Annotated in this window: 7 protein-coding genes; 6 read left to right on the plus strand and 1 reads right to left on the minus strand. The window is 56.8% G+C overall.

Translation table 11 applies throughout. The annotated features are described in order from the left end of the window. Nucleotides 1-186: 186 nt before the first annotated feature. The 6 genes from KO539_RS17150 to KO539_RS17175 all read left to right on the plus strand — a co-directional run bounded on the left by KO539_RS17150 (nucleotide 187) and on the right by KO539_RS17175 (nucleotide 24,391). Entirely contained in the window at nucleotides 187-1,200 is a 1,014-nt protein-coding gene (locus KO539_RS17150; protein WP_219310679.1) for a hypothetical protein, read from the plus strand. Nucleotides 1,201-1,242: 42 nt separating this feature from the next. Continuing rightward, nucleotides 1,243-2,259: a PoNe immunity protein domain-containing protein gene (locus KO539_RS17155; RefSeq protein WP_219310680.1), complete on the plus strand. Its 1,017-nt coding sequence runs from the start codon at nucleotides 1,243-1,245 to the stop codon at nucleotides 2,257-2,259. Nucleotides 2,260-2,412: 153 nt separating this feature from the next. Next, nucleotides 2,413-3,381, plus strand: a complete 969-nt coding sequence (locus KO539_RS17160) for a PoNe immunity protein domain-containing protein (protein ID WP_219310681.1) — start codon at nucleotides 2,413-2,415, stop codon at nucleotides 3,379-3,381. An 832-nt stretch (nucleotides 3,382-4,213) separates the two neighbouring features. Further along, the gene (locus KO539_RS17165) at nucleotides 4,214-5,986 is read left to right on the plus strand and encodes a ShlB/FhaC/HecB family hemolysin secretion/activation protein (RefSeq protein WP_219310682.1); all 1,773 of its coding nucleotides are present in this window, start codon (nucleotides 4,214-4,216) and stop codon (nucleotides 5,984-5,986) included. A gap of 49 nt (nucleotides 5,987-6,035) precedes the next feature. Next, nucleotides 6,036-23,918 (plus strand): hemagglutinin repeat-containing protein, encoded by a 17,883-nt coding sequence (locus KO539_RS17170; protein WP_219310683.1) that lies wholly within the window; start codon nucleotides 6,036-6,038, stop codon nucleotides 23,916-23,918. Further along, nucleotides 23,918-24,391 (plus strand): hypothetical protein, encoded by a 474-nt coding sequence (locus KO539_RS17175; RefSeq protein WP_219310684.1) that lies wholly within the window; start codon nucleotides 23,918-23,920, stop codon nucleotides 24,389-24,391. Before KO539_RS17170 ends, KO539_RS17175 begins: the two co-directional genes overlap by 1 nt. Nucleotides 24,392-24,460: 69 nt before the next feature. On the opposite strand, the gene KO539_RS17180 is transcribed toward KO539_RS17175, so the two are convergent. After that, nucleotides 24,461-25,345 (minus strand): transposase, encoded by an 885-nt coding sequence (locus KO539_RS17180; protein WP_257626327.1) that lies wholly within the window; start codon nucleotides 25,343-25,345, stop codon nucleotides 24,461-24,463. Nucleotides 25,346-25,546: the final 201 nt, after the last annotated feature.

Consider the following 25,546-nt stretch of genomic DNA (forward strand, 5'->3'; position numbering starts at 1 on the left):
CATATACGCCGGAGCGGTGGGCCGATGTTAGCTCCGAGCAGCCTTCTATGATCGCGGAGCCCAATTGCCGCCCGCTTCGTCGCTTGGTGGCGCGCCGATAGGTGTGCGGTCGGCTAGACCTCGAAGCGTGGTGAGCAACGCAACAATGCGACGCAAGCGACCGGCCCGCAAGGCAAGGTCAATCCGGTGGAAAAGAAGCCGGAAAAGAAGGATCCCAAAGTCGCCGAAGCCGGCCACAATGCGCCCACGCATACCACATCGAACAATACGGTCAATGCCTCGATTGGTACGAACGTCATCGAGGGCTTGAGCAAAAGCCAGACCGGCATTGTCGGTGAGCATATTACCGATTATTTTCTGTATGAAAAATACGGCTGGGGCAGGGGATGGAGCCGACACGACATGGGCATGCAGGGCGAATGGAAAGAAATGCCCAGCAAGACCTTTCCTGGCAAACTCAACGAAGCGTCCCGGCTCAATCCATTGTTCGCCCTGAACGCGCATGGCACAGGGATTGATGCTGTGTGGAAAGTGCAAATGGGAGACCCGCACAATGGCGGCAAGCCGTATGCGATCGTGGAATCGAAAGCGTCGATCGTGGGAAAGGCACCAAAGAACGCCTCCCGTAAGCCGGACGTGAAAGGCAAACTGCTGGACAATGCCAAGCGGATCAAGGACGCGGCGCTGCCAAAGTCTGAGGAATTGCTGGAGCCGGATACGAGCGAGGGCAGCGATTCCGCCGGGGCGGGGAAACCAGGCGGCAAACCGGGCGGAAAGCCAGGTGGAAAAGGAGGTAAGGGGAATGGGAAGCCTTCGGGTGGCGGCAAGCAAGCGCAGTCGAAGCAGGATGCGCCGGTTGGTGTCGCGTCAACTACATCGAAGAGTAATACGGAGCAACCTCTTGTGCAGATGAGTCAGGAGTGGATTTCAAAAAATATCCGCATTGCAGTTGAGGATAAGGCAATTGCTTTAGAAATAATTAGTAAGCGAACGAAAGTCTACTCTCGCCATTTATTCTATACGCCATTTTATCTACCTTCAGCCGCAGCGCATGAGAAGGCATTGCTGGAGGATGAACGAGAGAAACACGAGAAACATGCCGATCACGATATACCATCAACGCATCGTCACGACGAACAAGAAGTGAAAGCGGCTGTTAATCATAAACATACTAAAATTGGTTTGGCACTTGAGCCATAGAAAAATTCCGCATCTAGTACCGATATTAATTAGGTGAATATTATGCAATTTCATGAAAAACGTAGGCAGCAATTCTTAAATGAAACGGCTTTTGAAAAAACGACGACTTTTTTTATCACTACTGCACAAGCGGAATTTTCACGCGAATTAGGCGATCCAAGTAATGATGCACTAGGCCGCAGTCTTGTGTCAGCAGCAATCGCCGACTATGCAATTACAAATTATTTATTGAGCTACACCGCAGGCGAATCATTGGATGTGTTGCGTGAGAACCTTACCGAAGTTATAAAGGTTCATGAGCAATCAACTAAATATGTTAGGGAGTATGAACACGACTCAGCGTTTCCGCCTCTGCGCTTCGCCGAAATAGACGATTACGAGCGCGCAATGCAACTCATTGGCCTTTGCTATCTTCTACATCGCCGTGACCTATTACCACGATTGGCAGCGATGCTTGACGGCGCATTTGCCGGTAAAGATACGCTCTATGAGGATTTGTTTGCCTATGAACTCAAGGATCGTTACGAAGTCGACGAGTGGTACCACGACGCGCCCTATCGCAATATCATCAATAGCTTTTATCGTGATACGGCAGAGGAAAGCATTCGGGACATCGAAGCCTATCTGAAGGCTTGGTACAAGTCTATGAAAAAAGCGCCGTGGCACGACAGTCATTTGAGCATGAACGCAGAAGGTTGCGGCGCGTATTTTGGCTATTGGGCAATTGAAGCCGCTGCGGCAGTATATCTTTTGGAACTGGACGACCGCAGTTTCCGCGATCACATCGTGTATCCAAAAGACTTGCTGGATTACGCAAGAAAGCTCGATAAACAAGCACCACTGGCGCCCTCAGCGCCAGAAAAACTGCTTGTTGAAGGCGGCAATCCATGCCCCCAAACCGGCTACTGGTTCACCCCTGCCATCCCCGACAGTCGCCGTCATTTCGAACAAGGCGCGGTTATGCCTGTATCCGCGGATTCGCAGTATGGCGCCACCATCTGGCAATGGGGTACAGAATACAATTCCCGCTTATGCAATTCCATGAAACTTAAGCCGTAAAATACTTCGACATTCTTGGAAATACGAAAAATATTTCAATACATTGGCTTCAATTCAATGTTCCCGGAACTAGGATGAGGCAGGCGCGAAACGGCACTTACAAAAAATTTCTTTGCGTACCTGTTAAGTATAAAAATTCTTTAGGTGAGCCTTATGCAATTTCATGAAAAGCGCAGACAACAATTTTTGAGCGAGCAGTATTTTGAGGCGGATATTCAACATGCTACTGATATAAGCATTCCAAATCTATTGCAGGTTCTTAATGCACCTGATAGCGATGCTGAGGACCGAAGTCGTGTTTCAGAAGCAATCGCATATAGCACATGCAAGAACTTTTTTTTGAACTATACGGCCGGTGAATCTTTAGATGTTTTGCGTGATGATCTTTCGAAAGTCATAGCGGCTTACGAGCAATACACGAAATTCGATCGTGAGTATGAAAAAAAACCGAAATTTCCGCCATTTCGTTTTGCCGAAATAGATGATTACGAACGCGCAATTCAACTCATTAGCCTTTGCTATTTGCTACATCGCCGTGACTTATTGCCAAGATTAGCGGCAATGCTCGACGGCGCTTTTGCCGGAAAAGATACGCTCTATGAAGACTTGTTTTCCTATGAGCTCAAAGACCGTTTCGAAGTCGATGAGTGGTACCACGATAAGCCATATCGCGACATCATCAACAGTTTTTATCGTGACACGCCAGAAGAAAGTATTTCGGATGTGCAGAAATACCTGAAAGTATGGTACACATCGATGAAAAAAGCATTCTGGCATGATAGTCATTTGAACATAAGAGAAGACGGTGGCGCGTATTTTGGCTATTGGGCGATTGAAGCCGCTGCGGCAGTATATCTTTTGGAACTGGACGACCGCAGTTTTCGCGATCATATCGTCTACCCCAAGGATCTGCTGGACTATGCTAGAAAGCTCGATAAACAAGCGCCACCCACGCCATTAGTACCAGGACAACTGCGTGTTGAAGGCGGCAATCCGTGCCGCCCAGGCGGGCTACTGGTTTACCCCTGCCATCGCCGACAGTCTTCGTCATTTCGAACAAGGCGAGATCATGCCTGTATCCATGGATTGGCAGTATGGCGCGACCATCTGGCAATGGAGTAAGGAGCAATTACCTCCTCTTAAACCAACTGTGAAGTGAGCCGTTCTTTGCTTTATTAAATAGTCCGGTCTGGGAATGGGAGCCAAGTTCAGCTCCGCCATTCGTGCACGATCTCAGCCTTGGCCGTCTTGATCTGCAGCAGGTGCGCTTTATTAAATGCCGATACGGCCCGACCGACTGACTGTCTTGCTCGAGAGGTGAAAAGCGGCGGCGATGTGGGACATGGTGAAAGCGGTTGAAAGATAAGCGCGTGTCATTGTTTCGTCTCTGTCGCTATAGTGGGCATGATATTGTGCGAGTGACAGTGTGACAGCGCGGCGCTGCTGCCTTGGCGTACCTTTGAATGCTGCGGAACGCTGCGATTGCTGATGTGCCGAAACGAAGGCTTCACCGCAAGAAGAATCGGCTGGCTGGTGCGAGCGAGCGGACTAGTGTCTCCCATCCCAGTCGCGACAAACCGTCAATAACGGATTTTTCTGGTGCAGGTATTTTTGAGGGTATCGTTTAGCGAATAGTTTGGAAAGCACTGAAAAATTAAGAGCGTAGGTACGTCATTGACCATCGAGTGGGAGTGAGTTTTCCTTAGGAAACTTTGCATGCCTGAATGACTGTGTTAGCCAAAGCCCTGTTTTTACAGGGCTTTTTTTATGCCGTCGATGCCAGCTCCCATAGCCTGTTGTGCTGCCACAAGGCGGCGCGGCTTTTTACTAGTGGTAATTCGATAGATGAAAGACAGTTACCAAACAGGTAAAGTTCTCAAGAAATAAATAAAATTGCCATGCAGAAATAATTATTTTATAATCTACTTAAGAAAATAATTACGTAAGGCAACATATGCACCTGCGCTTGACGCCATGGTGCGGTGTATTTTTGTTCAGCGGCACCTTGTGTGCCGCCGTGTCCGCGCAGACCCGTCCCGAAATTGCACCGCCCCTTCCCAACACGCCTGGCGCCAGCCAGCGCGACGATGCCAGCCAAGAATTGATACGCCAGCAAGAACGTGAGCGCCTCCTGCGCCAGCAGCAGGAGCGCAATCCCGACGTGCGCCTGCTCGAGACGCCGGCGACCGTGTCCGCCAACCGCTTGCCCGCAGGCGAGTCGCCGTGTTTTACGATTGACCAGCTCGTGTTGCGCGGCGAGGGCAGCGCGCAGTTTCAATGGGCGCTGGACGCCGCCGGGCGCGACGACCTGGGCGCGGCTGACTCTGCGCTGGGCCGCTGCCTGGGCACGCAAGCCATCAATGTACTGATGGGGCGGCTGCAAAACGCCATCATCGCGCGCGGCTATGTCACCACGCGCGTGCTGGCCGAACCGCAGGACCTGAGCCGTGGCACCCTGGCCTTGAGCCTGATACCAGGGCGCATCCGCCAGATCGGCTTTGCACCCGGCACCAATCCCCGCGCCACCTGGTGGAACGCCGTGCCGGCGCGGCCCGGCGACTTGCTCAATGTGCGAGATACGGAGCAGGCGCTGGAAAACTTCAAGCGCGTGCCGACGGCCGAAGCCGACATCCAGATCATGCCGGCCGAGGGCGGCAATGCGAAGCCGGGCGAGAGCGACCTGCAGATTCAATGGAAGCAGGGCTTGCCATTCCGCCTGGCGCTGGGCCTCGACGATGGCGGTTCGCGCTCGACCGGCAAGTTGCAGGGCAGCGTGACCCTGTCGTATGACCATTGGCTGACCCTGAACGACCTGTTTTACCTGAGCCTGAACCAGAACGTCGACGGCGACCGCAACGGCCCACGCGGCACGGCCGGCATGGTGGCCCACTATTCGATTCCCTACGCCTACTGGCTGCTGGCCTTCACTGTCAGCGACAGCCACTACCACCAGTCCGTGGCCGGCATCAGCCAGGACTACAACTACAGCGGCGCCAGCCAGAACAAGGAAGTCAAGTTGTCGCGCCTGGTGTACCGCGACGCGTCGCGCAAGACGACGGTTTCCTTGCGCGGCTGGCAGCGCGCCGCGCAAAACTTCATCGATGACACGGAAGTGGAAGTGCAGCGCCGCCGCATGGCCGGCTGGGAGCTGGGTATCGGTCATCGCGAATTCCTGGGCCAGGCTACCCTGGATCTGAATCTGCAATATCGGCGCGGCACGGGCGCGATGGATGCGCTGGCAGCGCCCGAGGAAGCGTTTGGCGAAGGCACCTCGCGCCTCAAGCTGCTCCTGGCCGACGCGGCCCTGTCGGCGCCGTTCAAGCTGGCTGGCCAGCCGCTGCGCTACACAGGCAGCTGGCGCACTCAGCACAACCGTACGCCGCTGGTGCCGCAGGACCGCTTTGCCATCGGCGGACGTTACACGGTGCGCGGCTATGACGGCGAAAGCAGCCTGTCGGCCGAACGTGGCTGGCTGTTGCGCAACGAGCTCGGCATGCCGCTGGGCAGTAGCGGCCAAGAGGCGTATGCCGGGCTCGACCACGGCGAAGTCTCGGGACCATCCGCCGAGTGGCTGATTGCGCGGCGCCTGACGGGCGGCTTCGTCGGTTTGCGCGGCCAGTGGCTGGGCGTGCAGTACGACGCGTTTGTCGGCTGGCCAGTGCGCAAACCTGAGCTGTTCCGCACGGCCAGCCATACGGCCGGCTTCAGCCTGAACGCCAGTTACTAAGACGCCGCCACCCGCCAGCCGTTCTTTCTCCCTTTATCGCATCATTTAATTGTCATTAGGACATTTCATGAACAAGAACCTGTACCGCATCATCTTCAACAAACGCCGTGGCCAATTGATGGTCGTCGCCGAAAACGCTTCCTCGCAAGGCAAGGCGGCTAAGGGGGAAGGTGGCCTGGACAGTGGCGTATTTGGCGGTGATGGCGGCGGGGTCAATGCCAGGTTGCGGCCGCTGGCCTTGGCGATATTCGGCGCGCTGGGCATGGTGAGCTTTGTGGCCGGTCCGGCCATGGGCCAGATCGTGGCCGACCCGAATGCGCCGGGCCGTCAGCGTCCGACCGTGGTGCAAAGCGCGAATGGCGTAACGCAGGTGAATATCCAGACGCCGAGCGCGGCGGGTGTCTCGCGCAATACCTACAGCCAGTTCGACGTGACGGCGAATGGCGCCATCCTCAACAATAGCCGCGGCAATGTGCAGACGCAGACGGGCGGCTGGGTACAAGGTAACCCCTGGCTGGCAGGCGGCAGCGCGCGCGTGATATTGAACGAAGTCAATTCAGCCAATCCCAGCCAGCTGCGCGGCTATGTGGAAGTGGCGGGGCAGCGCGCCGAAGTCGTCATCGCCAACCCGGCCGGCGTGGCCGTCGACGGCGGTGGTTTCATCAATGCCAGCCGGGTCACGCTGACGACAGGCACGCCGATCCTTAACGGCGGCAACCTGGACGGCTACATGGTGCAGCGCGGCGTGGTCAGCATCAATGGAAGGGGACTGGACACGTCGCTGAGCGACTACACGGCGATTTTGGCGCGCGCCGCGCAGATCAATGGCGGTATCTGGGCGCAGGAACTGAAAGTGGTGACGGGCGCGAATCAGATCGATGCGGCGCATGGCGTGGCGGGCGCAGTCAATGGCGCGGGTCCGGCCCCCGCCTACGCGCTGGACGTGGCGCAACTGGGCGGCATGTATGCGGGCAAGATCACCCTGATCGGCACGGAAGCGGGCCTGGGCGTACGCAATGCGGGCGTGATGGCGGCCACGACGGGCAACCTGGTGCTGCAATCGAACGGTTGGCTGAGCAACAACGGCAACATCCAGTCCGCCGGCGCGGGCAGCCAGACGAGCATCGCCGTCGCGGGCGACGTGGCCAACAGCGGCACCGTGTATGCGGGCGGCGACAGCCAGGTGCAGGCGCAGGGCAATATTGCCAACAGTGGCGTGATTGCGGCGCAGGGCAATACCAGTGTGCAGGCAACGGGCGCCGCCTCGCGTATCGATACGGGGGCGGGTTCCGTGCTGGCGGCCGGCCTCAACCTGGATAACACCCTGTCGGGCAGCGGCAAGCTGAACGTGCTGGCGGGCGATCTGGTGGCCGTGCATGGCATGGCCGTGGCAGCAGGCGACAGCACGCTGTCCGCGCGTCGGCTGGAGCTGGCCGACGCACAAGTGTCGGGCGCGAACGTCAGCCTGGGCGCCAGCGCCGGCGACCTCGACGCCAGCCGCGCGCAGGTCAGTGCACGCGAACGCCTGCAACTGGACGCGGCGCAGACCGTGCGCAGCGATGGCGGACAACTGACGGGCCAACAGCTGGGCGTGAACGCGCACGACTTGTCGAACGTAGGCGGCCAGCTCATGCAACTGGGCGCCGGCGACCTGGCGATTCAATTGCCTGGAAGCCTGGACAATACGCGCGGCGTCATCGCCACGAACAGCCAGGCGCTGCGCCTGCAGGCTGCCAGCCTGAGCAACCAGGACGGGCAAATCCAGCATGCGGGCACGGGCGCGCTGGAGATCGGCGCGGCGCAGATCAATTTGCAGCGCGGCAGCATCATCAGCAACGGCGCCATGGCGCTGAGCGGCGAGCAGATCGACCACCGCGATGCCCGCACGGTGGCGGGGCAGCTCAGCATCAACGCCGGCACCTTGGACAACCGGGGCGGCAGCCTGGCGCAAAGCGGCCAAGGCGACACTCGCGTGCAGGTGCGCAACGGGCTGGACAACCGCAGCGGTGCGTTGGAAAGCAATGGCGCTTTGAGCGTGCAGGCGGGCAATGTACAAAACCAGAAGGGCCGCATCGTCTCGGGCACGGACCTGGCACTGTCCACTGGCGCGCTGGACAACACCGAGGCTACCCTGGCGGCCGGCCGTACAGTGCGCCTCGACAGCGGCGACGTCAACAATACGCGCGGCCAGATCCAGGCAGTGAGTGGCGACGCCAGCCTGTCGGTCGCAAAGCTGAACAATACGGCCGGCAGCGTGTTTGCCGGTGGCAATCTTGCCACCCAGGCTAGCGAAGTACTGAACAGCGGCAATGTGTATGCGGCCGGCAGCCAGGCGCTGCAGGTCAGCGGCGCCGTCAGCAACAGCGGCGTCATTGCCGCGCAGGGCGACAACAGTATCGACGCCAGCCGCATCGACAGCACTGCCGGCAGCTTGCTGGGCGCCGGCATCCGCGCCGACGGCAGCCTGGCCGGCAACGGCCAGTTGCAACTGACGGCTGGGCAAGCGATCAGTGCGCACGGTCAGAACCTGGCCGCTGGCAAGACCAGCCTGCACGCCACCGCCATCGACCTGAGCGGCAGCCAGACGGGCGGCGCTGCTATTGCGCTCAATGCCAGTGCCGGCAATGTCGTCACCGATAACGCACTGGTGACAACGACCGGCCTGCTGTCCGTGACGGCGGCACGCAGCAGCCAGGCCCTGTCGAACGTGCGCGGCACCTTGAGCGCGGGGCAGCTGGACCTGAAAACGGGATCGCTGGACAACCGTGGCGGCACCCTGATTCAGACGGGCACCGGCGACACCACCTTGCAGGGCAGCACCCTGGACAACACGGGCGGCCGCATCGCCGTCAACAGCGCCAATCTGTCATTGACCGCCGAACAGATGACTAACCGCGACGGCAGTATCGAGCACGCGGGCACGGGCAGCCTGAATATTGATGCCGTGCGCTTCGATGACGAACGGGGCAAGGTGACGGGCAATGGTTTAGTTGATATCCAGGCGGAAACAATCGATCACCGCCATGCCATCACTTCCGGGCAGCAGGTAGCGGTGCAGGCCGGCCAGCTGGACAATAGCGACGGCACCCTGCAGCAGACGGGACCGGGACGGATGCGCGTGGATGTGGCACAGGCGCTGGACAATACGCGCGGCAGCATCGCCGGAAATGGCAGCGTGCAACTGCAAGCTGGCGTGGTGGACAATAGCAAGGGGCGTATCACGTCCGCTGCTTCGGCGGATATCGCCAGCAAGGGTGTACTGAACAATACGGATGGCGTGATCGCCGCCACGCAGGTGTTGCAGTTGGCAGGCGTAGGACTCGACAACACGCGCGGTGTATTGCAGGCGGATAATTTGGGTCTGGATGCGACTACCTTGCTGAATCAGCAGGGGACAGTAAGCGCCGGCAAGGACCTGACGGTGCGCCTCAGCGCAGACTTGAACAACGCGGGCTTGCTGTACGCGGGCCGTAACCAACAATTGACGGTGGGCGGCTTGCTGAGCAATAGCGGCTCCATCGCTTCCGTCAACAACACCCATATTACCGCTGGCAAAGTGACCAGCAGCGGCTTGCTGGGCGCCGGCGTGAAAGCGGACGGCAGCCTGGGTACGGCGGGCGATCTGACCATCAATGCCGATGGCGTCTTGCAGGCGAGCGGGCAGAATCTAGCGGCGGGAAATGCCGTGCTGACGGGCGCGAATGTGGACCTGTCGGGCAGCCAGACGGGGGCAAGCAACATCAATATCACCGCACACAGCGGCGACGTACAGACGAACAAAGCAGTGATTTCCGCCAGCAATCTGCTGGCCATTACCGCCAACGCCAACAACGCCCAGTCACTGGTGAATACCCAGGGCCAGCTGGTGGCTGGCCAGTTGCAGCTGAACGTGGCCAATCTGAACAACGCCAGCGGCGACATCGTGCAGACGGGCACAGGCAATACCGTCATCACCACGGCCAAGCTGGATAACACGGCCGGCCGCATCGCCGTCAACAGCGCGAACCTGGCTCTGAATGCGACGGTGTTGACGAACATCAACGGCAAGCTGGAGCACGCAGGCGCTGGCGTTCTTGCCATCAACGCGAACCAGTTCAACAACCAGCATGGCAAGATCACGGGCAATGGCAAGCTCGATATCACGGCGATCACCCTGGATCACCGCAATGCGACGACGGTGGCAAACCAGCTGACCATCAATGCCGGTACGCTGGACAACCGCAGCGGCAGCCTGGCGCAGACGGGCACCGGCTTGATGACGGTCGCGGCCACGGGCCAGCTCGACAACACGGGCGGCAAGATCGAGGGCAATGGCGACGCGCTGGTAAAGGCCACAACCTTGCTGAACAGTACGGGCCGCATCGTGGCGGCGCAGGATGCCGCATTGAACTTCGGTAGCCTGGACAACACGGAAGGCACCGTGGCCGCCGGTCGCAATCTGGGATTGATCGGCGATGACATCGACAATACCAAGGGACAACTGCAAGCCGTGGCGAACAACGCCACCTTAAACGTGGCGAACTTGAATAATGCGACAGGCAGCGTGTTTGCTGGCGCCAACCTGAACGCCACCTTGGCTAGCCTGAACAACACCGGCAGCCTGTATGCGGCTGGCAACCAGACCCTGAACGCCAGCGGCGCCATCGTCAACACGGGCGTGATCGCGGCGCAGGGGAACAACAGTCTTACGGCGAATAGCCTCGACAGCAGTGCAAGCAGCCTGATCGGCGCCGGCATGCTGGCTGATGGCAAGCTGGGCACGTCGGGTGGTCTGACGGTCAACACCGCGCAAACGCTGGCGGCGCATGGCCAGAATCTGGCGGCGGGCAGCGCCAATCTCGCCGGCGCTAATGTGGATCTGTCTGGCAGCCAGACCAGCGCCGCGAACATTGGCCTGACGGCAACCCAGGGCGATGTCAGCACGAATAAAGCGGTGGTGACGACGCCGGGTACATTGAATGTGACGACCACCAAGACCCTGCATAACACGGACGGCACGGTGCAGGCAGGACAACTGGATCTGCATGTCGGTAATCTGGACAACGCCAAGGGCACAATCTTACAGACAGGCACGGGCGACACGACCATCGTCACCGACAATCTGGACAACACGGCCGGGCGCATCGCCGTCAACAGCAGTAATCTGAACATCGATGCCGTCAGCGTCACCAACAAAGAAGGCAAGATCGAGCATGCGGGAACGGGGATCCTGAATCTGCAAGCAGGCGTGCTGGACAACAGCAAGGGTCGCATCACGTCCGCCGCCTCGGCGGAGATCGTCAGCAAGGCGGCGCTGAACAATATGGATGGCGTGCTGGCAGCGACTGCCGACTTGCATCTCGGTGGCGTGCATGTCGACAACACGCGTGGCGTATTGCAGGCAGACAATTTACGTCTTGAGGCTGCGACCTTGCTGAATCAGCAGGGGACAGTGAGCGCCGGCAAGGACCTGACGGCGCGCATCAGCGCAGACTTGAACAACGCGGGCTTGCTGTACGCGGGCCGTAACCAACAATTGACGGTGGGCGGCTTGCTCAACAACACAGGATCGATTGCCTCCGTCAACAACACCCATATTACCGCTGGCAAAGTCACCAGCAGCGGCTTGCTGGGCGCCGGCGTGAAAGCGGACGGCAGCCTGGGTACGGCGGGCGATCTCACGGTTAATGCCGATGGCGTGCTGCAAGCGAGCGGTCAGAACCTGGCGGCAGGCAATGCCGTATTGACGGGCGCAAATGTGGACCTGTCGGGCAGCCAGACGGGCGCAGGGAATATCGCCATCACGGCACGCAGCGGCGATGTACTGACGAACAAAGCTGTTATCTCGGCCAGCAATCTGCTGGCCATCATGGCCAATGTGAATAATGGACAATCCCTGGTGAACAGCCAGGGCCAGCTGGTTGCCGGCCAGCTGCAGCTGAACGTCGCCAACCTGAACAACGCCAGCGGCGACATCGTGCAGAAGGGCACGGGCGACACCGCCATCAGCACGGCCAAGCTGGACAACACGGCTGGCCGCATTGCCGTCAACAGCGCGAACCTGGCCCTGAATGCGACGGTGTTGACGAACATCAACGGCAAGCTGGAGCACGCAGGCGCTGGCGTTCTTGCCATCAACGCGAACCAGTTCAACAACCAGCATGGCAAGATCACGGGCAATGGCAAGCTCGATATCACGGCGATCACCCTGGATCATCGCAATGCGACGACGGTGGCAAATCAGCTGACCATCAATGCCGGTACGTTGGACAACCGCAGCGGCAGCCTGGCGCAGACGGGCACCGGCTTGATGACGGTCGCGGCCACGGGCCAGCTCGACAACACGGGCGGCAAGATCGAGGGCAATGGCGACGCGCTGGTAAAGGCCACAACCTTGCTGAACAGTACGGGCCGCATCGTGGCGGCGCAGGATGCCGCATTGAACTTCGGTAGCCTGGACAACACGGAAGGCACCGTGGCCGCCGGTCGCAATCTGGGATTGATCGGCGATGACATCGACAATACCAAGGGACAACTGCAAGCCGTGGCTGGCGATGCGACCTTGAACGTTGGCAAGTTGAACAACAACGCGGGCAACGTGTTTGCCGGCGCCAACCTGAACGCCACCCTGGCTAGCCTGAACAATACCGGCAGCCTGTACGCGGCCGGCAATCAGACCCTGAACGCCAGCGGCGCCATCGTCAACACGGGCGTGATCGCGGCGCAGAGCAATACCAGCCTCACGGCGAAGTCCATCGATAGCAGTGCAAGCAGTTTGATCGGTGCCGGCATGCAGGCCGATGGCAAGCTGGGCACGTCGGGCGACCTAATGATCAGCACTACACAAACGCTGGCCGCGCATGGTCAGAACTTGGCAGCGGGCAAGGCGAACCTAACGGGTGTCAGCGTCGATATCAGCGGCAGCCAGACCAGCGGCGTCGACATCGGCTTGACGGCAACAACGGGCGATGTCAGCACGAATAAAGCGGTGGTCACGACGCCAGGCACATTGAACGTCACGAGTAACGCGACCTTGCGCAACACGGAAGGCACTTTGCAGGCAGGCCAACTGGATCTGCACGTGGGCAATCTGGACAACGCCAAGGGTACGGTGTTGCAGACGGGCACGGGCGACATAAGCATCGTTACGGGCAATCTGGATAACACGGCGGGCCGCATCGCCGTCAACAGCACGAACGTGACCCTCGATGCCATCATCGTCACCAACAAGGACGGCAAGATTGAACATGCGGGCACGGGAAGCTTGACGATCAAGGCGCCAACACTCGCTGGTAGTGGTGGCACGATTATCGGTAATGGTCTTGTTGATATCGCGGCTGGGGAGTTCAATCACAGTAAGGCAATTACCTCGGCAAACCAGGTGCTAGTTCACGCCGAGGCGATGAATAACCAGGGCGGAAAGTTGCAGACGACCGGCAAGGCCGAAGTGCACGTGAAACAAGGCCTGGAAAACGGTGGTGGCATCATTGCGGCAAATGGTCTGTTGCAAGTCTCTGCGGCCACACTCGATAATGCCAAGGGCAGCATCAATGCTGCCACCGATGCCAGTATCTTGGTGCTCGGTGCGCTCAACAATACGGGGGGCGTGATTGCTGGCGGGGAAACCTCGCAGGTGACAGCGCAAGCCATCGACAATACGCATGGCGTGCTGCAGGCGGGGAAAGGGAAATTGGGGGTCGATGCCAGCAGCCTCCTTAATGCTGGCGGTGAAATCAGCGCCGGGACTGATCTGACGACGACGATACACGGCGACATGAATAATGCCGGCCTGTTATATGCCGGTGGCGAACAGTCGCTGAAGGTGGCGGGTGCGCTCGTCAATACGGGCTCCATTGCGGCGCTGGGCAATACTACTGTGGCAGTGGGCAGCATGACGGGCAACGGTTTGCTTGCCGCGGGACTGAAAACGGACGGATCGTTGGCGCAAACGGGGGACTTGGGTGTCCGCGCTGGCGGTGTCCTGCAACTTGGCGGGAAAAATCTCGCTGCCGGCAACATCGTATTGGGCGGTGCGGCGCTTGACCTTTCGGGCAGCCAGACCAGCGGTGTCAATATCGCGTTGGCCGCCGGTAGCGGTGACATCAACACCGCGCGCGCGACGGTCAGTACGCCGGGACTGCTCAGCATCATGGCCAGTGCGCAGAACGGTCAAACCTTGCTCAATCAGCAGGGTAGCTTGAGCGCCGGACAGCTCGACTTCGGCTTGGCTAATCTGAGCAATGCCGGCGGCAGCATTATTCAGACAGGGAGTGGCAACAGCGCCATTGTACTGACAGGGACTGACGGTAGCCTGGACAATACAGGCGGACGCATTGCCACCAACAGCCAGAACTTGCAATTAAAAGCAGCGAAGTTGACAAATACGGATGGCAAGATCGAGCACGCCGGTAGCGGCACACTGTCGATCACTGCGGCAAATTTGTATGCGCAACGGAGCCAGATTACGGGTAATGGCGCACTGGACGTGCGGGCTGATTACTTGGATCACCGCAACGGCAGTGCCATTGCACAGCAAGTAAATTTTGCGACCGCGACGTTGGACAACCGCCACGGCGAACTGGTGCAATTGGGAGCCGGCAAGGCATCGATCATGGCCAGTATCAGCCTGGACAATGGAAATGGCAAGATTGAAAGCAACGGCAGCACTGCGCTGGACACGGCGCGGTTGTTGAACCAGTCTGGGCGCATCGTGTCCGGCGGCTCGCTGGAAGTGGGGGCAAGCGGGGGATTGGATAACAGTGATGGTACCGTTGCTGGCAGCAAGGGGCTGTTGTTGATGGCAGGCGATGTGAATAATACGCGCGGCAGCTTGCAGGCGATTACTGGCGATGCCAGCTTGCATGTGAAGGACTTCAGCAATAGCGGAGGCAATGTTTTTGCTGCCGCGAATCTGTTGACCCAAGCGGTAAATGTCACCAGCACAGGCAGCCTGTATGCGGGCGGTACTCAAGTACTGACCGCCACCGGCAAGCTCAGCAATGGCGGCGTGATCGCTGCGTTGGGCGATACCAGCATTTCCGCAGCCAGCCTTGACAGCAGCAAGGGCGGCTTGATTGCGGCAGGCATGCAAGCGGATGGGAAATTGGCCACGACGGGAAATCTTGCCATCACGACAATGCAGGATTTGCGCGCTGTAGGTCAGAATCTAGCTGCAGGAAACATCGTTTTCAAGGGTAATGCGGTCGATCTGGGCGGTAGCCTCAGCAGCGGCACCAATATCGCCCTGACAGCTACCGGCGGCGATATCAGCACCAGTGGCGCAGTCGTCAATACCGCCGGCACCTTGAGTGTTGACGCACAGTCGAATAGTGGGCAAAGCTGGAATAACAACAAGGGCGAGATTGTTGCCGGGCAGTTGCAGGTACAAACCGCCAATTTGAGCAACAACAAGGGCAGTATCGTGCAGAGCGGTAGCGGCGACACGGCCATTGTGATGCGCGTACCGGATGGTATTCTTGATAATGCAGATGGACGCATTGCCGTCAACAGTGCCAACTTGACGCTTGGGGCGGGCACTCTGACCAATGTAAGCGGAAAAATTGAGCATGCGGGCAATGGTTTGTTGGCCATCGATGTTGCCGCATTGAATGGTCAACGGGGCCAGATCACCGCCAACGGGAAACTGGATATTACCGCAACGAGCATCGATCATCGCAATGCCAGCACGCAAGCTGGACAACTGACGATCAGGACAGGCAACCTGGATAACAATCAAGGCGAGCTGATTCAGCTGGGGCAGGGTGCGAGTAGCATCGCTGTCTCGCAGACACTGAATAATCAAGGTGGCAAGATCGCCAGCAACGGCAATGCCACGGTGAGCGCACAAACGCTGAATAACCAGGGCGGCATCGTACAAGCAGCAGGAGAGGCAACGCTGCAACTGACGGCCAGCACGCGCCTGGACAACTCTGGCGGCGGCACCATTGCCGCAGGCGGCGGCGCCACGCTGCAAGTCGGACGTTTGCTGAACCATGGTGGCTCGCTGACGAGCGGCGCTACCATGTTGCTGACTGCGACTCAGGACATCGACAATGCTGCCGGCCTGTTGGCGGCCAACGGCAATGTGGATATCAGTGCGGTCAGCCTGGACAATACTGGCGGCAAACTGGCCAGCGTCACGGGTAATCTGATTGCCAATACTGGTTCCTTAATGAACGCCAGTGGCCAGATACAGGCGGGAAACGATATCACCCTGCGTACCGCAGGTCTCAACAATGCTCTGGCGTCTGGCCATACTGCTGCAGGCAGCATCAGCGGCCGCAATATCAGCATCGATACCGGTGGCCAAGCTTTGGATAATTATCTTGGCACCATCGCCGCATCGCAAATATTGAATGTGCAGGTTGGCGCGCTGAACAATGAGGGCGGCCTGCTACAAGGCGGCGGCGCGCTGGTACTCAATACGCATGGCCAGGCCTTGAACAACAGCAATGCAGCTGCCTATGCAGTACGCCATCCCGGTATGGTCGGCGGTATCAGCAGCGGCGGCAGTACCAGCTTGGTGACAGGTAGCTGGAACAACACTGGTGGCTACTTTGGTTCTGCCGGACAAGTAGGGGGCAGTACCGGCGCTGTAGACAATCGGGATGGAAAAATTGTATCGAGCGGCGGACTCGATCTCGTCATTGGCGGATTCCGGAATCAGGGAGGCCAGGTACAAGTTGTGGGCAACCTGAACTTGCAAGCGAGTGCAGGCACGATCGACAACACATCGGGTTTGATACGCAGCGGCGCAACAGTAACATTGGGTGCTGGCACGATTGACAATCAAATGACACAGGGCGCGGGACAGGGCATAGAGGGCAAAGATGTCAATCTCTCGGCGACGAACCTGAACAATAGCCAAGGCGGCTTGCGTGCGGATAACAACCTCAGTATCCGTAGCAGCGGTAGTGTGAACAATGCGTCTGGCCTTCTCAGCGCAAACAATATGGTCAGTGTGCGCGATGATGGCAGCAACCGTAGCCTGACAATTACAAATGGCGGCGGTACCATAATTGGCGGACAGATGGCCGCAATCAGGGCAGCTGGCTTGAGCGGTGCGGGCAACCTGATGTCGAAAGGCGACCTGAATCTTGATTTGTCGGGCAGTTTTACGGTCGATGCCGGTGGCCAAGTCATTGCCAATCGAAATGCCACGTTGACAGTTGCCGGCAATCTTCTCAATGCAGGGAAAGTGCAGGCAGGGAGCACGCTGGCGATCAATGCCAGCAGTCTCGACAACACTGCGAGCGGCGATATCAACGCCAGTGTCAGTACCAAAGTGAATGTGGCAGGTACCCTGAACAACCGTGGCGTAATCGATGGCAGTGACACGCAGGTCGATGCCGGAACGCTTATTAATATTGGTAGCGGTCGTATTTATGGTGATACGCTTAGCATCGCGGCAAGCACGCTGAAAAATGATGTCGAGGGCGGTGTTGCGGCAACGATAGCTGCGCGCGGCAACCTGGATATCGGCGCGGGTACCATCAATAACCGCGAACATGCGCTGATCTTCAGCGCGGGTGACATGGCAATCGGCGGTACCCTGGATGGCATCCGGCGTGCGACCGGGAGCGCCGCGAGCCTCACCAATGCAAGCGCGACCATTCAGGCACTGGGAAATCTCGTCTTGTCTTCTAGAACAGTCAATTTGTTAAACAATAATTTCCAACTTGAGTTTAATACTAATTACGCCACAGAAGAATTCATTGTTGATGTTGATATTTATGATGGAAAACGTTATAACAACAATGATCCGGGTGTGGTTTCTAGGGTAATAGGGGTTGATGGGCCTATTCGTATGCTCACAAATCATTATGTCATACATGGAAAAGATTACACTAAATATATCGTTCGCAGCTACAGGCGGTACACCACGAAAGGAACCATTGTACGTTCAGATCCCGCTGCAATTTTTTCGGGAGGAGATCTGACTGTCAATGCGGATAGTGTATTGAATGAGAATAGCCGATTTATTGCCGGACGAAATTTAAATATTCACGGGGTTGTCGATAATAAATTTACAGGAAATCAAACGCAGGTCTTTGATTCCGGAATGGCAGAGTATCATAATGGTGAGTTACACCACCCGACTAAGCCATCAAATATACTGAGGGAGCAGATTTATGAAGCAAAGTATTACATAGGGAATGCTGATCAGGAAAGTATATCTATTTCTTCTCCTAATAGTAATGTTGCGTCAAAAGCTTCTGTTACTTCTAGTAATGCAACCGCTAGCATCAATGTAACAAGTGCCAATGTCACGCTGACTTTGGTGGGACCGGCGGTGAATGCCGTAGCTGGTATGAGTAGCATTCAGGGATCGCACTTGAGTGAGGTGGGCGGCGGTAGCACTGTCGGGGGAAGTGATGCGATAGGCGACGCTGGAAAAAACACGAACTATGCCGGCGCAAAGGGAAGAGTGACCAATGAAGTTGGCACTACTGGCGAAAGGCTGAATGCCCCTGCGATCACACCAAGCGAAGTGGCTGTCAGCGGCAATGTTACCGGTACTGATCAGATCACGGGGGGCGGCACGCCTCATGCTGTTGATCGAACGTTGACAGGGCAACATGGCCAGATAAATGGTGTGTCGGCGAAGGCCGTAGACGCTGTTGCAGGTTTCGCACCAGTGTCCGATGTCGCGGAAGCAAACAAGCTGATATCGGCAGTTCAGAGTGGACCGTCAACAGTCTCTGGCGAAGGTACTCCGGGCGGCGGCAATCAGGCAGGCATTGCCGTCAAAGGCAACAGTATTGCTGCTGTGGTTGCCAAGACGCTGTTGAAGATTGATGGTGCTGGCGGAGCAGCCCAGGCTGATATCAAGGGTGGCGAGACCGCCAGCATTGGTGCGGCAGTGGGCGCAGCAGCGAAGGCGGCCCCCGGAGCCAAGATTGGCCTGGCACGATCCGCGCTGATACAGCAGGTGGCGCTGGCGAATCCACGTGGCAAGGCCGAGGTGGTCAGGACGGGCGCCAAGCCCGTGCAGTTGCCGAACGCCAGCCTCTTCAAGATTAGCCCGTCGGCATCGGCACATTATCTGGTCGAGACCGATCCCCGTTTCGCCAGCTTCCGTACCTGGACGGGATCGGATTACATGACCGGGAAGGTCCAACTTGATCCGGCAGTCACGCAAAAGCGATTGGGTGATGGTTTCTACGAGCAACAGCTTGTCAGGGAGCAGCTCGCGGACCTGACCGGTCACCGTTTTACCGGTGACTATTCGAACGATGAGGAGCAGTATCGCGGCCTGATGGATGCTGGCGTCAGCTATGCTCAGCAATGGGGCTTACGTCCTGGCGTAGCATTGACCGCGGAACAAATGGCGGCACTCACGAATGATGTTGTCTGGCTTGTCGAGCGCGACGTCACCTTGGCGGATGGAAGCACACAAAAAGCCCTAGTTCCGCAAGTGTATGTGCGTTTGCGGGCCGATGACATTGACGGTTCAGGTGCGCTCTTGGCCGGCAAGGAAGTCAATATCGAGACCAGAGGCGACCTGACCAATAGTGGCACGATTGCAGGACGCGATGTGGTCCTGCTGAATGCTGAGAACGTAAGTAATTTGGGTGGCCGGATTGATGGCGATGCCGTCGCGATTGCAGCGCGCAGCGATTTGAACAATATTAGTGGAACGATCTCCGCAAACAGCACCTTACAGGCTAGCGCCGGACGCGATATCAACATTACGACAAGTGCCTCCGAAGTTGGTCGAGGCTTCGATCGCGTGGCAGGGTTGTATGTGAGCGGAAACCCTTCAGGTGACGGCAATTTGCTGTTGTCTGCAGGCCGGGACGTCAATATTGCGGGGGCTATTGTCAGCAATACTGCTTCCGATGGCTATACCATGGTCTCCGCTGGCAAGGACCTGAATGTGACCACGGTGGCTGCCACACCTGGTGCCGGTATTGGAGCTGAGCATATCAAGGATAAGACCAGCGAAGTGCAGAGTGGCAAACTCATGCTGCTTGCCGGAAATGACATTAATAATCGTGGCAGCAGCATGATTGCTGAAACACAGTTGGTTGCCAAAGCCGGGAGAGATATTAATTTCTTATCCACAACTGTGGACAGCGCAAATACCAAATTGGTTGGCAACAAGCTTGTAAGCGAGACCAAGACGGAAATTGACAATGTCGCGGGGATGTATGTCACCGGTACGGGTGAGGGCAATATATTGATTGCCCAGGCTGGCCGTGATTTGACCTTGACCGGCAGTATGGCGGCCAACGCCGGTGTGAAAGGACAGACAAATTTAATTGCTGGCAATAACTTAGCCTTGAATACCATTGCGGTTGCTTCCACTCATGATGAGTTTGTGGGTTCGGGTAATTATCGCAACCAAAGCAACAGCAGCGAAGTCGGCAGCCAGATCACGGGCACAGGCAACGTCAATCTACAGGCGGGCCATGACCTGCTGGCGCGCGCAGCGGATGTGCAAGCGGGCGGGGCGCTGGGATTGTTGGCGGGCAATGACATCAGCCTGGTCAATGGTTTCCAAAACGAAGTGACCGATACCGCCAGCAAATCCACGAAGAAGGGCTTCTGGAACAAGACCACGAGGACCAAGCATGACGTGGTTGATACCACCACGGCGATCGGCACCTCGCTTGGCGGCAGCAGCGTGACGGTGCAGGCGGGACACGATCTGCAGGTGACTGGTTCGAGCATCTTGAGCGACGATGCGACGCGATTACTCGCGGGTAACAACATCACGATCGACGCGGCCACCAATACCGTGTACGAGCTGCACCATTCCAGCACCAAGAAAAGCGGCTTCATGAGCAGCGGCGGCATCGGCTTCAGCTACGGTACCAAGACTACGACGGTGGACCAGGAGCGCGACGCCACCTTGCAAAGCGGCGAGGCGCGCAGTTCGATCGGTGCCACGGGCGGTGCGCTGACGATGGTTGCCGGCAATAACGTGACGATAGGCGGCAGCGATATTCTTGCCGCCACCGATCTCGATATCATCGGCAAGAGCGTTACCATCAAGCCGGGCCAGGACAACGAGAAGGGCAAGTTTGAAGTCAAGACGACGCAGGATGGCTTGACCCTGGCCCTGGGCGGCAGCGTGATCAGCGCCATCCAGACCCTGCAAACCATGAGCACGGCAGCCAGCACGGCCAAGGATGGCCGTGTCACTGCCATGGCGGCCGCGACCACTGCCATGGCGGCGAACGCTGCCGCCAAGGACATGATGAAGGAAGGCGGTCCAAGCATCAGCATCAGCCTGACGGCGGGTCATTCGGAAAGTATACAGACGCAGACGACGGCCAGCACGACGCACAGCGGCAGTGTGCTGACAGGCAATAATATCAATATCACGGCCATGGGAGGGGGCAAGGATAGCAACATCAATATCCTGGGCAGCGACCTGAACGCGAAGAACGATATTCGCCTGCATGCCGATAACAATGTCAATCTGTTGGCGGCGCAGGATACGGAAAGCCAGCACAGCAAGAGTTCGAGCCTGAGCGCGTCGGCTGGCGTGGCGGCCAGCGTCAGCAGCAAGGGCATGTCTTTCGGCTTCACTGCCAGCGTCAGCGGCAGCAAGGGGCATGAGGACGGCGATGGCACGACGCAGCTCAATACGCATGTGAATGCGGGCGACAAGCTGGTTATCACAAGCGGTGGCGACACCAACATCAAGGGCGCCGTCGCCAGCGCCAACCAGGTCATTGCCGACATCAAGGGCAACCTGAACCTGGAAAGCCTGCAGGACACGGCCAAGTTTGACAGCAAGAGCCAGAGCCTTTCCGTCAGCGGTACCGTGGGCTTTGGCGCCAGCGTCAGCGGCAGCTATAGCCAGAGCAATATGCACAACGACTACGCCAGCGTGCAGGAGCAGAGCGGCATCAAGGCGGGCGACGGCGGCTTCCAGATCAAGGTGGGCGACAATACGGACTTGAAGGGAGCCGTCATCAGCGCCACGGAGGCGGGCAAGCTGAACAGCAGTTTGACCACCGCGACCCTGACGCATAGCGACATTGTCAACCATGCGATTTCGAAGGGCAGCAGTGTGGGGGTGTCGGGTGGAATGTCGTTCGCAGGTACGGGGCCTAAAAACGATAACCTCACCAACGTCGGCGGTGAGAAGGATGCCAAAACCGCAGGTTTGCCAATTATCGTGGGGACTAGCGAAAATTCCAGCAGCACCACGCGTAGCGGCATCAGCGGCGGCACACTCGTCATCACCGATGACGCGGCCCAGCGCTCGGCGACGGGCAAGGGGGTGGAAGAAGCCATCGCGGGTGTGAACCGCGATGTGACGACCGGAGTGGATAGCAGCGGCAAGATCGGCAATAATTTCGACAAGGCCAAGCTGCAGGCAACGATGGATGTGACTGCGGCATTTGCTGCTGCTGCGGCAAATGAGGTGGAGGATTACGCCAAGGGCAAGCTGGCGGAAGCATTTAGTTTGAAGGATGCAGCGTTTCGTGAGCCTGACGAGACGAAAAGAAAAGAAATGTTGCTCCAGGCAGCAAAGATTGAGAGCGATTGGGCTGAGGGGGGCACTTCCCGGCTGCTGGCCTCCACGGCGATTGGTGCGCTGAGCGGTGGTTTGACTGGCGCAGCAGTAAATGCGGCTGGCACCGGTGCTTCTGGCTTACTCAATCGTCCAAAATTACCGGATTCTTTCAAGTCGTTGTCATTAGAGCAGCAGGCTCAAATCGGGTATATAGGAGCTGAGCTAGGCCTCAATGCGTTTAGTTCACCTGATGAATATAAAGTATTGAAGGAAGTGACTGATCTGCAGCACGACCCCTCATCGCAGGATATTTCGCCCGCTGAAAGACTGCGTCGAGTAGACAATTATTTGAGCTTACGGGGGGCAACAGCTGAACAAATTGCGGATATCCATGAATCGTATGTGCGGGCAGGCTTCATTAAAAATCCTAATGTAGAGGTACACACTGTTCCTGCTTCGGACGTTTCGAATGAAAATTTATCAGATGCGAGCAGTGCGAAGCCAGACGCATTCTTGCTATCTCGATATCTCGACAAAGGTTCCCAGCATGTCGGGTCTGTGGTCGAAGAATTTGGTAAATTTATTGAGAGTAAGCCAGCCGCGAAACTTGCCTTGGAAGGGGCGGACTTCATGGCCGGACCTGTGATCTTTGGTGTCAAGCGGGTTCCCGTAGTAGAAAAAATGATCGACAAGGTGACAGGGGAAATGACTGATCTCCTTGCTGGAGGATTTGAGAGAGCAGGTTACGTAGGCAGCGATGTTCAACATGGCGCCAATGGCACTACTGTTATACTGTCGGTTGGCATTGGTGGCATTGTTGGTGCGGTAAAAAAACTTGGGAAATCCATTGATTTTTCGCGCAATACTGCTCAGGTAGCAGAGCGAACTATCGACACTAGCCCAATTCCTATACGAAATGCGGAATTGATTAGCGTGGATGGAAAAGTCATAGCGCACCAGAATCCGTTGACCAATGTATGGGAACAGACTGTACCTGCCTTGTCGAAGGATGGGGCAACTAGTGCAGTGATTGATTCTGTCGCAGATGTAACTAGGGTCAACAGTAGTAGGCCAGCATGGCTTACGCGACTTGACCAGGGAAATGCCTTTAACGCAGAGCGTTCGTTGGCTTATCCATTTAATGAAGTCTATATTGATAGCCCCAAGGGGACGGGATATACACGCCTCGATTCTTATAATCCAATCTCTGGCGAAATAGTTTCGCGGAAATTCACGCAGTTATCCGACGTGCAGAAAAAAACGGCATTGAATTACATTAATGAGCTTCCAACTAAATATCCTGTCAACGGAACAATCGCAAATGTGCCATCCAGTGGGGAGTTAGCCGGAACACGTTTGCGTGGGCAGTACATTTTTGAAGTGCCAGTCCAGACTAATCCAATTCCACAATCTGTTCTCGATGCTGCTGACCGTGCAGGCATAGTGATTCGGGACATCAACGGTAGGATTCACTAATGAAAAGACCTATTTATTTTTGCAAGTCTTGGTTTCGAGCGAAGAAGAAGCCGACAGAAGTTTGGACAGAGGAGCAAGCCAAGTTAGCACATATGAAAAAACAGAGTTATACGGTTCTTGTAGACTCTATCGAAAAGCCGTATTGCTTTATGGAAATTGCAGATAAAGTGGTTGGCGTTGGATTCCTTGATGAACGTCTTCGTGAATCTCTGTCATATGACTTCCAAGAAATCGAACCTGGAAAACTATTTTTAACGATGGCGACTCATCGTGAATTTGATGGTGAAACGGACATAGTTGTTAGTGGTATTTCTTATATTTTCAAACAAGATGGCACGGTTCATATGAGGCGAGAATTTTTTAATCCACATCGACTTGAAACCGCTGCTACATCGTCTGATGTCAGCATGAATTATGCTGCAACCCCTGACTTTGGCGAATATGATGATTTCATCCGAGTAGAGAGAAGTTAAAACAGGAAGTTGATTAAAATTAGCCAGTTTTGTGTTGCAGAGACCAAGCAAAGGCCGGGATCAGGTCCGTCATTCGTACACGATCTCAACCTTGGTCATTTTGACCAGCAGTAAGTTGCGCTTTATTAAACGCTGATACGGCCCGACTGACTGTCTTGCTCGAGATGTGAAAAGCGGGGGCGATGTGGGACATGGTAAAGCGGATGAAAGATAAGCGCGTGCCATTGCCTCGTCTCTGTCGCGATAGCGAGCGTGATATTGCGCGAGTGACAGTGTGACAGCGCGGCGCTGCTGCCTTAGCGTATCTTTGTATGCATCGGAACGCTGCGATTGCTGATGTGCCGAAACGAAGGCGTCATCGCCCAGAAGCATCTGGTGACAGGTATGCGCGAGCGGACTAGTTTCGCCCATCCCAGCCGCGACAAACCGAGAATAGTTGGCGACCGCCTCTTCGCGCGTGGTGCCAAACTGGCTCAAGAGCCAGTCACGCGTCAACCAGCATGGATGCATTGCATCGTCCAAAACGTAGTGATGGCTGCTCCAGTACCAGTTGTCGGGTGATGCCACCATGTGCGCCCGGACTGGTTTCAAGACGATGTAGCGGGCTAATTCCAGCAGATAATTTTCTTTCTGTACCAAGATGGCTTTGTAGCGGCCTTGCAATACGTGCCCGACAAGCTTGTGGCGTCGATTGAAATGCTGGGTATAAACGCCATTGAGTTGGCGCATGCCTTGCGACAGATTCGCCTCGACCGTTTCAACGAGAAGATGATAATAATTGCTCATCTGGCAGAAACTGTGCACGATAAAATGGTGCCGTTCACACACATGTTCTAATACTTCTTGCCAAGCAAGGCGATCAGTATCGTCCCGATAAATTGCGCCACGCCGGTCGCCGCGCGAAGTAACGTGGTAGAGAGCACCGGCAAACTCAAGTCGTAGTGGTCGCGTCATACGGTACAGGATATCTGAGCCTTACGCATTGGAACTGAGATTGCGCAGTGGTTTTAGGTTGGATATGGCTGGGGCCGTGTCGGAATGGCGGACCTCGTATATTGAATATGCCGCATCTCCGTCAGATAATGAGGACGTGGTAGCGGCCAGGCAGAGTGATGCTGATCAGACCGAGTGTCCTTGAACACGTGGGTCAGATAG

Origin of the sequence: Janthinobacterium sp. NKUCC06_STL (assembly GCF_019345455.1) — a bacterium.
In the GTDB taxonomy this organism is placed as follows: domain Bacteria; phylum Pseudomonadota; class Gammaproteobacteria; order Burkholderiales; family Burkholderiaceae_D; genus Janthinobacterium; species Janthinobacterium rivuli.

Excerpts from the sequence above, each read along its gene's own strand:
- KO539_RS17155 (WP_219310680.1), top strand. The coding sequence starts at position 1,243 with ATGCAATTTCATGAAAAACGTAGGCAGCAATTCTTAAATGAAACGGCT.
- KO539_RS17160 (WP_219310681.1), top strand. The coding sequence starts at position 2,413 with ATGCAATTTCATGAAAAGCGCAGACAACAATTTTTGAGCGAGCAGTAT.
- KO539_RS17165 (WP_219310682.1), top strand. The coding sequence starts at position 4,214 with ATGCACCTGCGCTTGACGCCATGGTGCGGTGTATTTTTGTTCAGCGGC.
- KO539_RS17175 (WP_219310684.1), top strand. The coding sequence starts at position 23,918 with ATGAAAAGACCTATTTATTTTTGCAAGTCTTGGTTTCGAGCGAAGAAG.
- KO539_RS17180 (WP_257626327.1), bottom strand. The coding sequence starts at position 25,345 with ATGACGCGACCACTACGACTTGAGTTTGCCGGTGCTCTCTACCACGTT.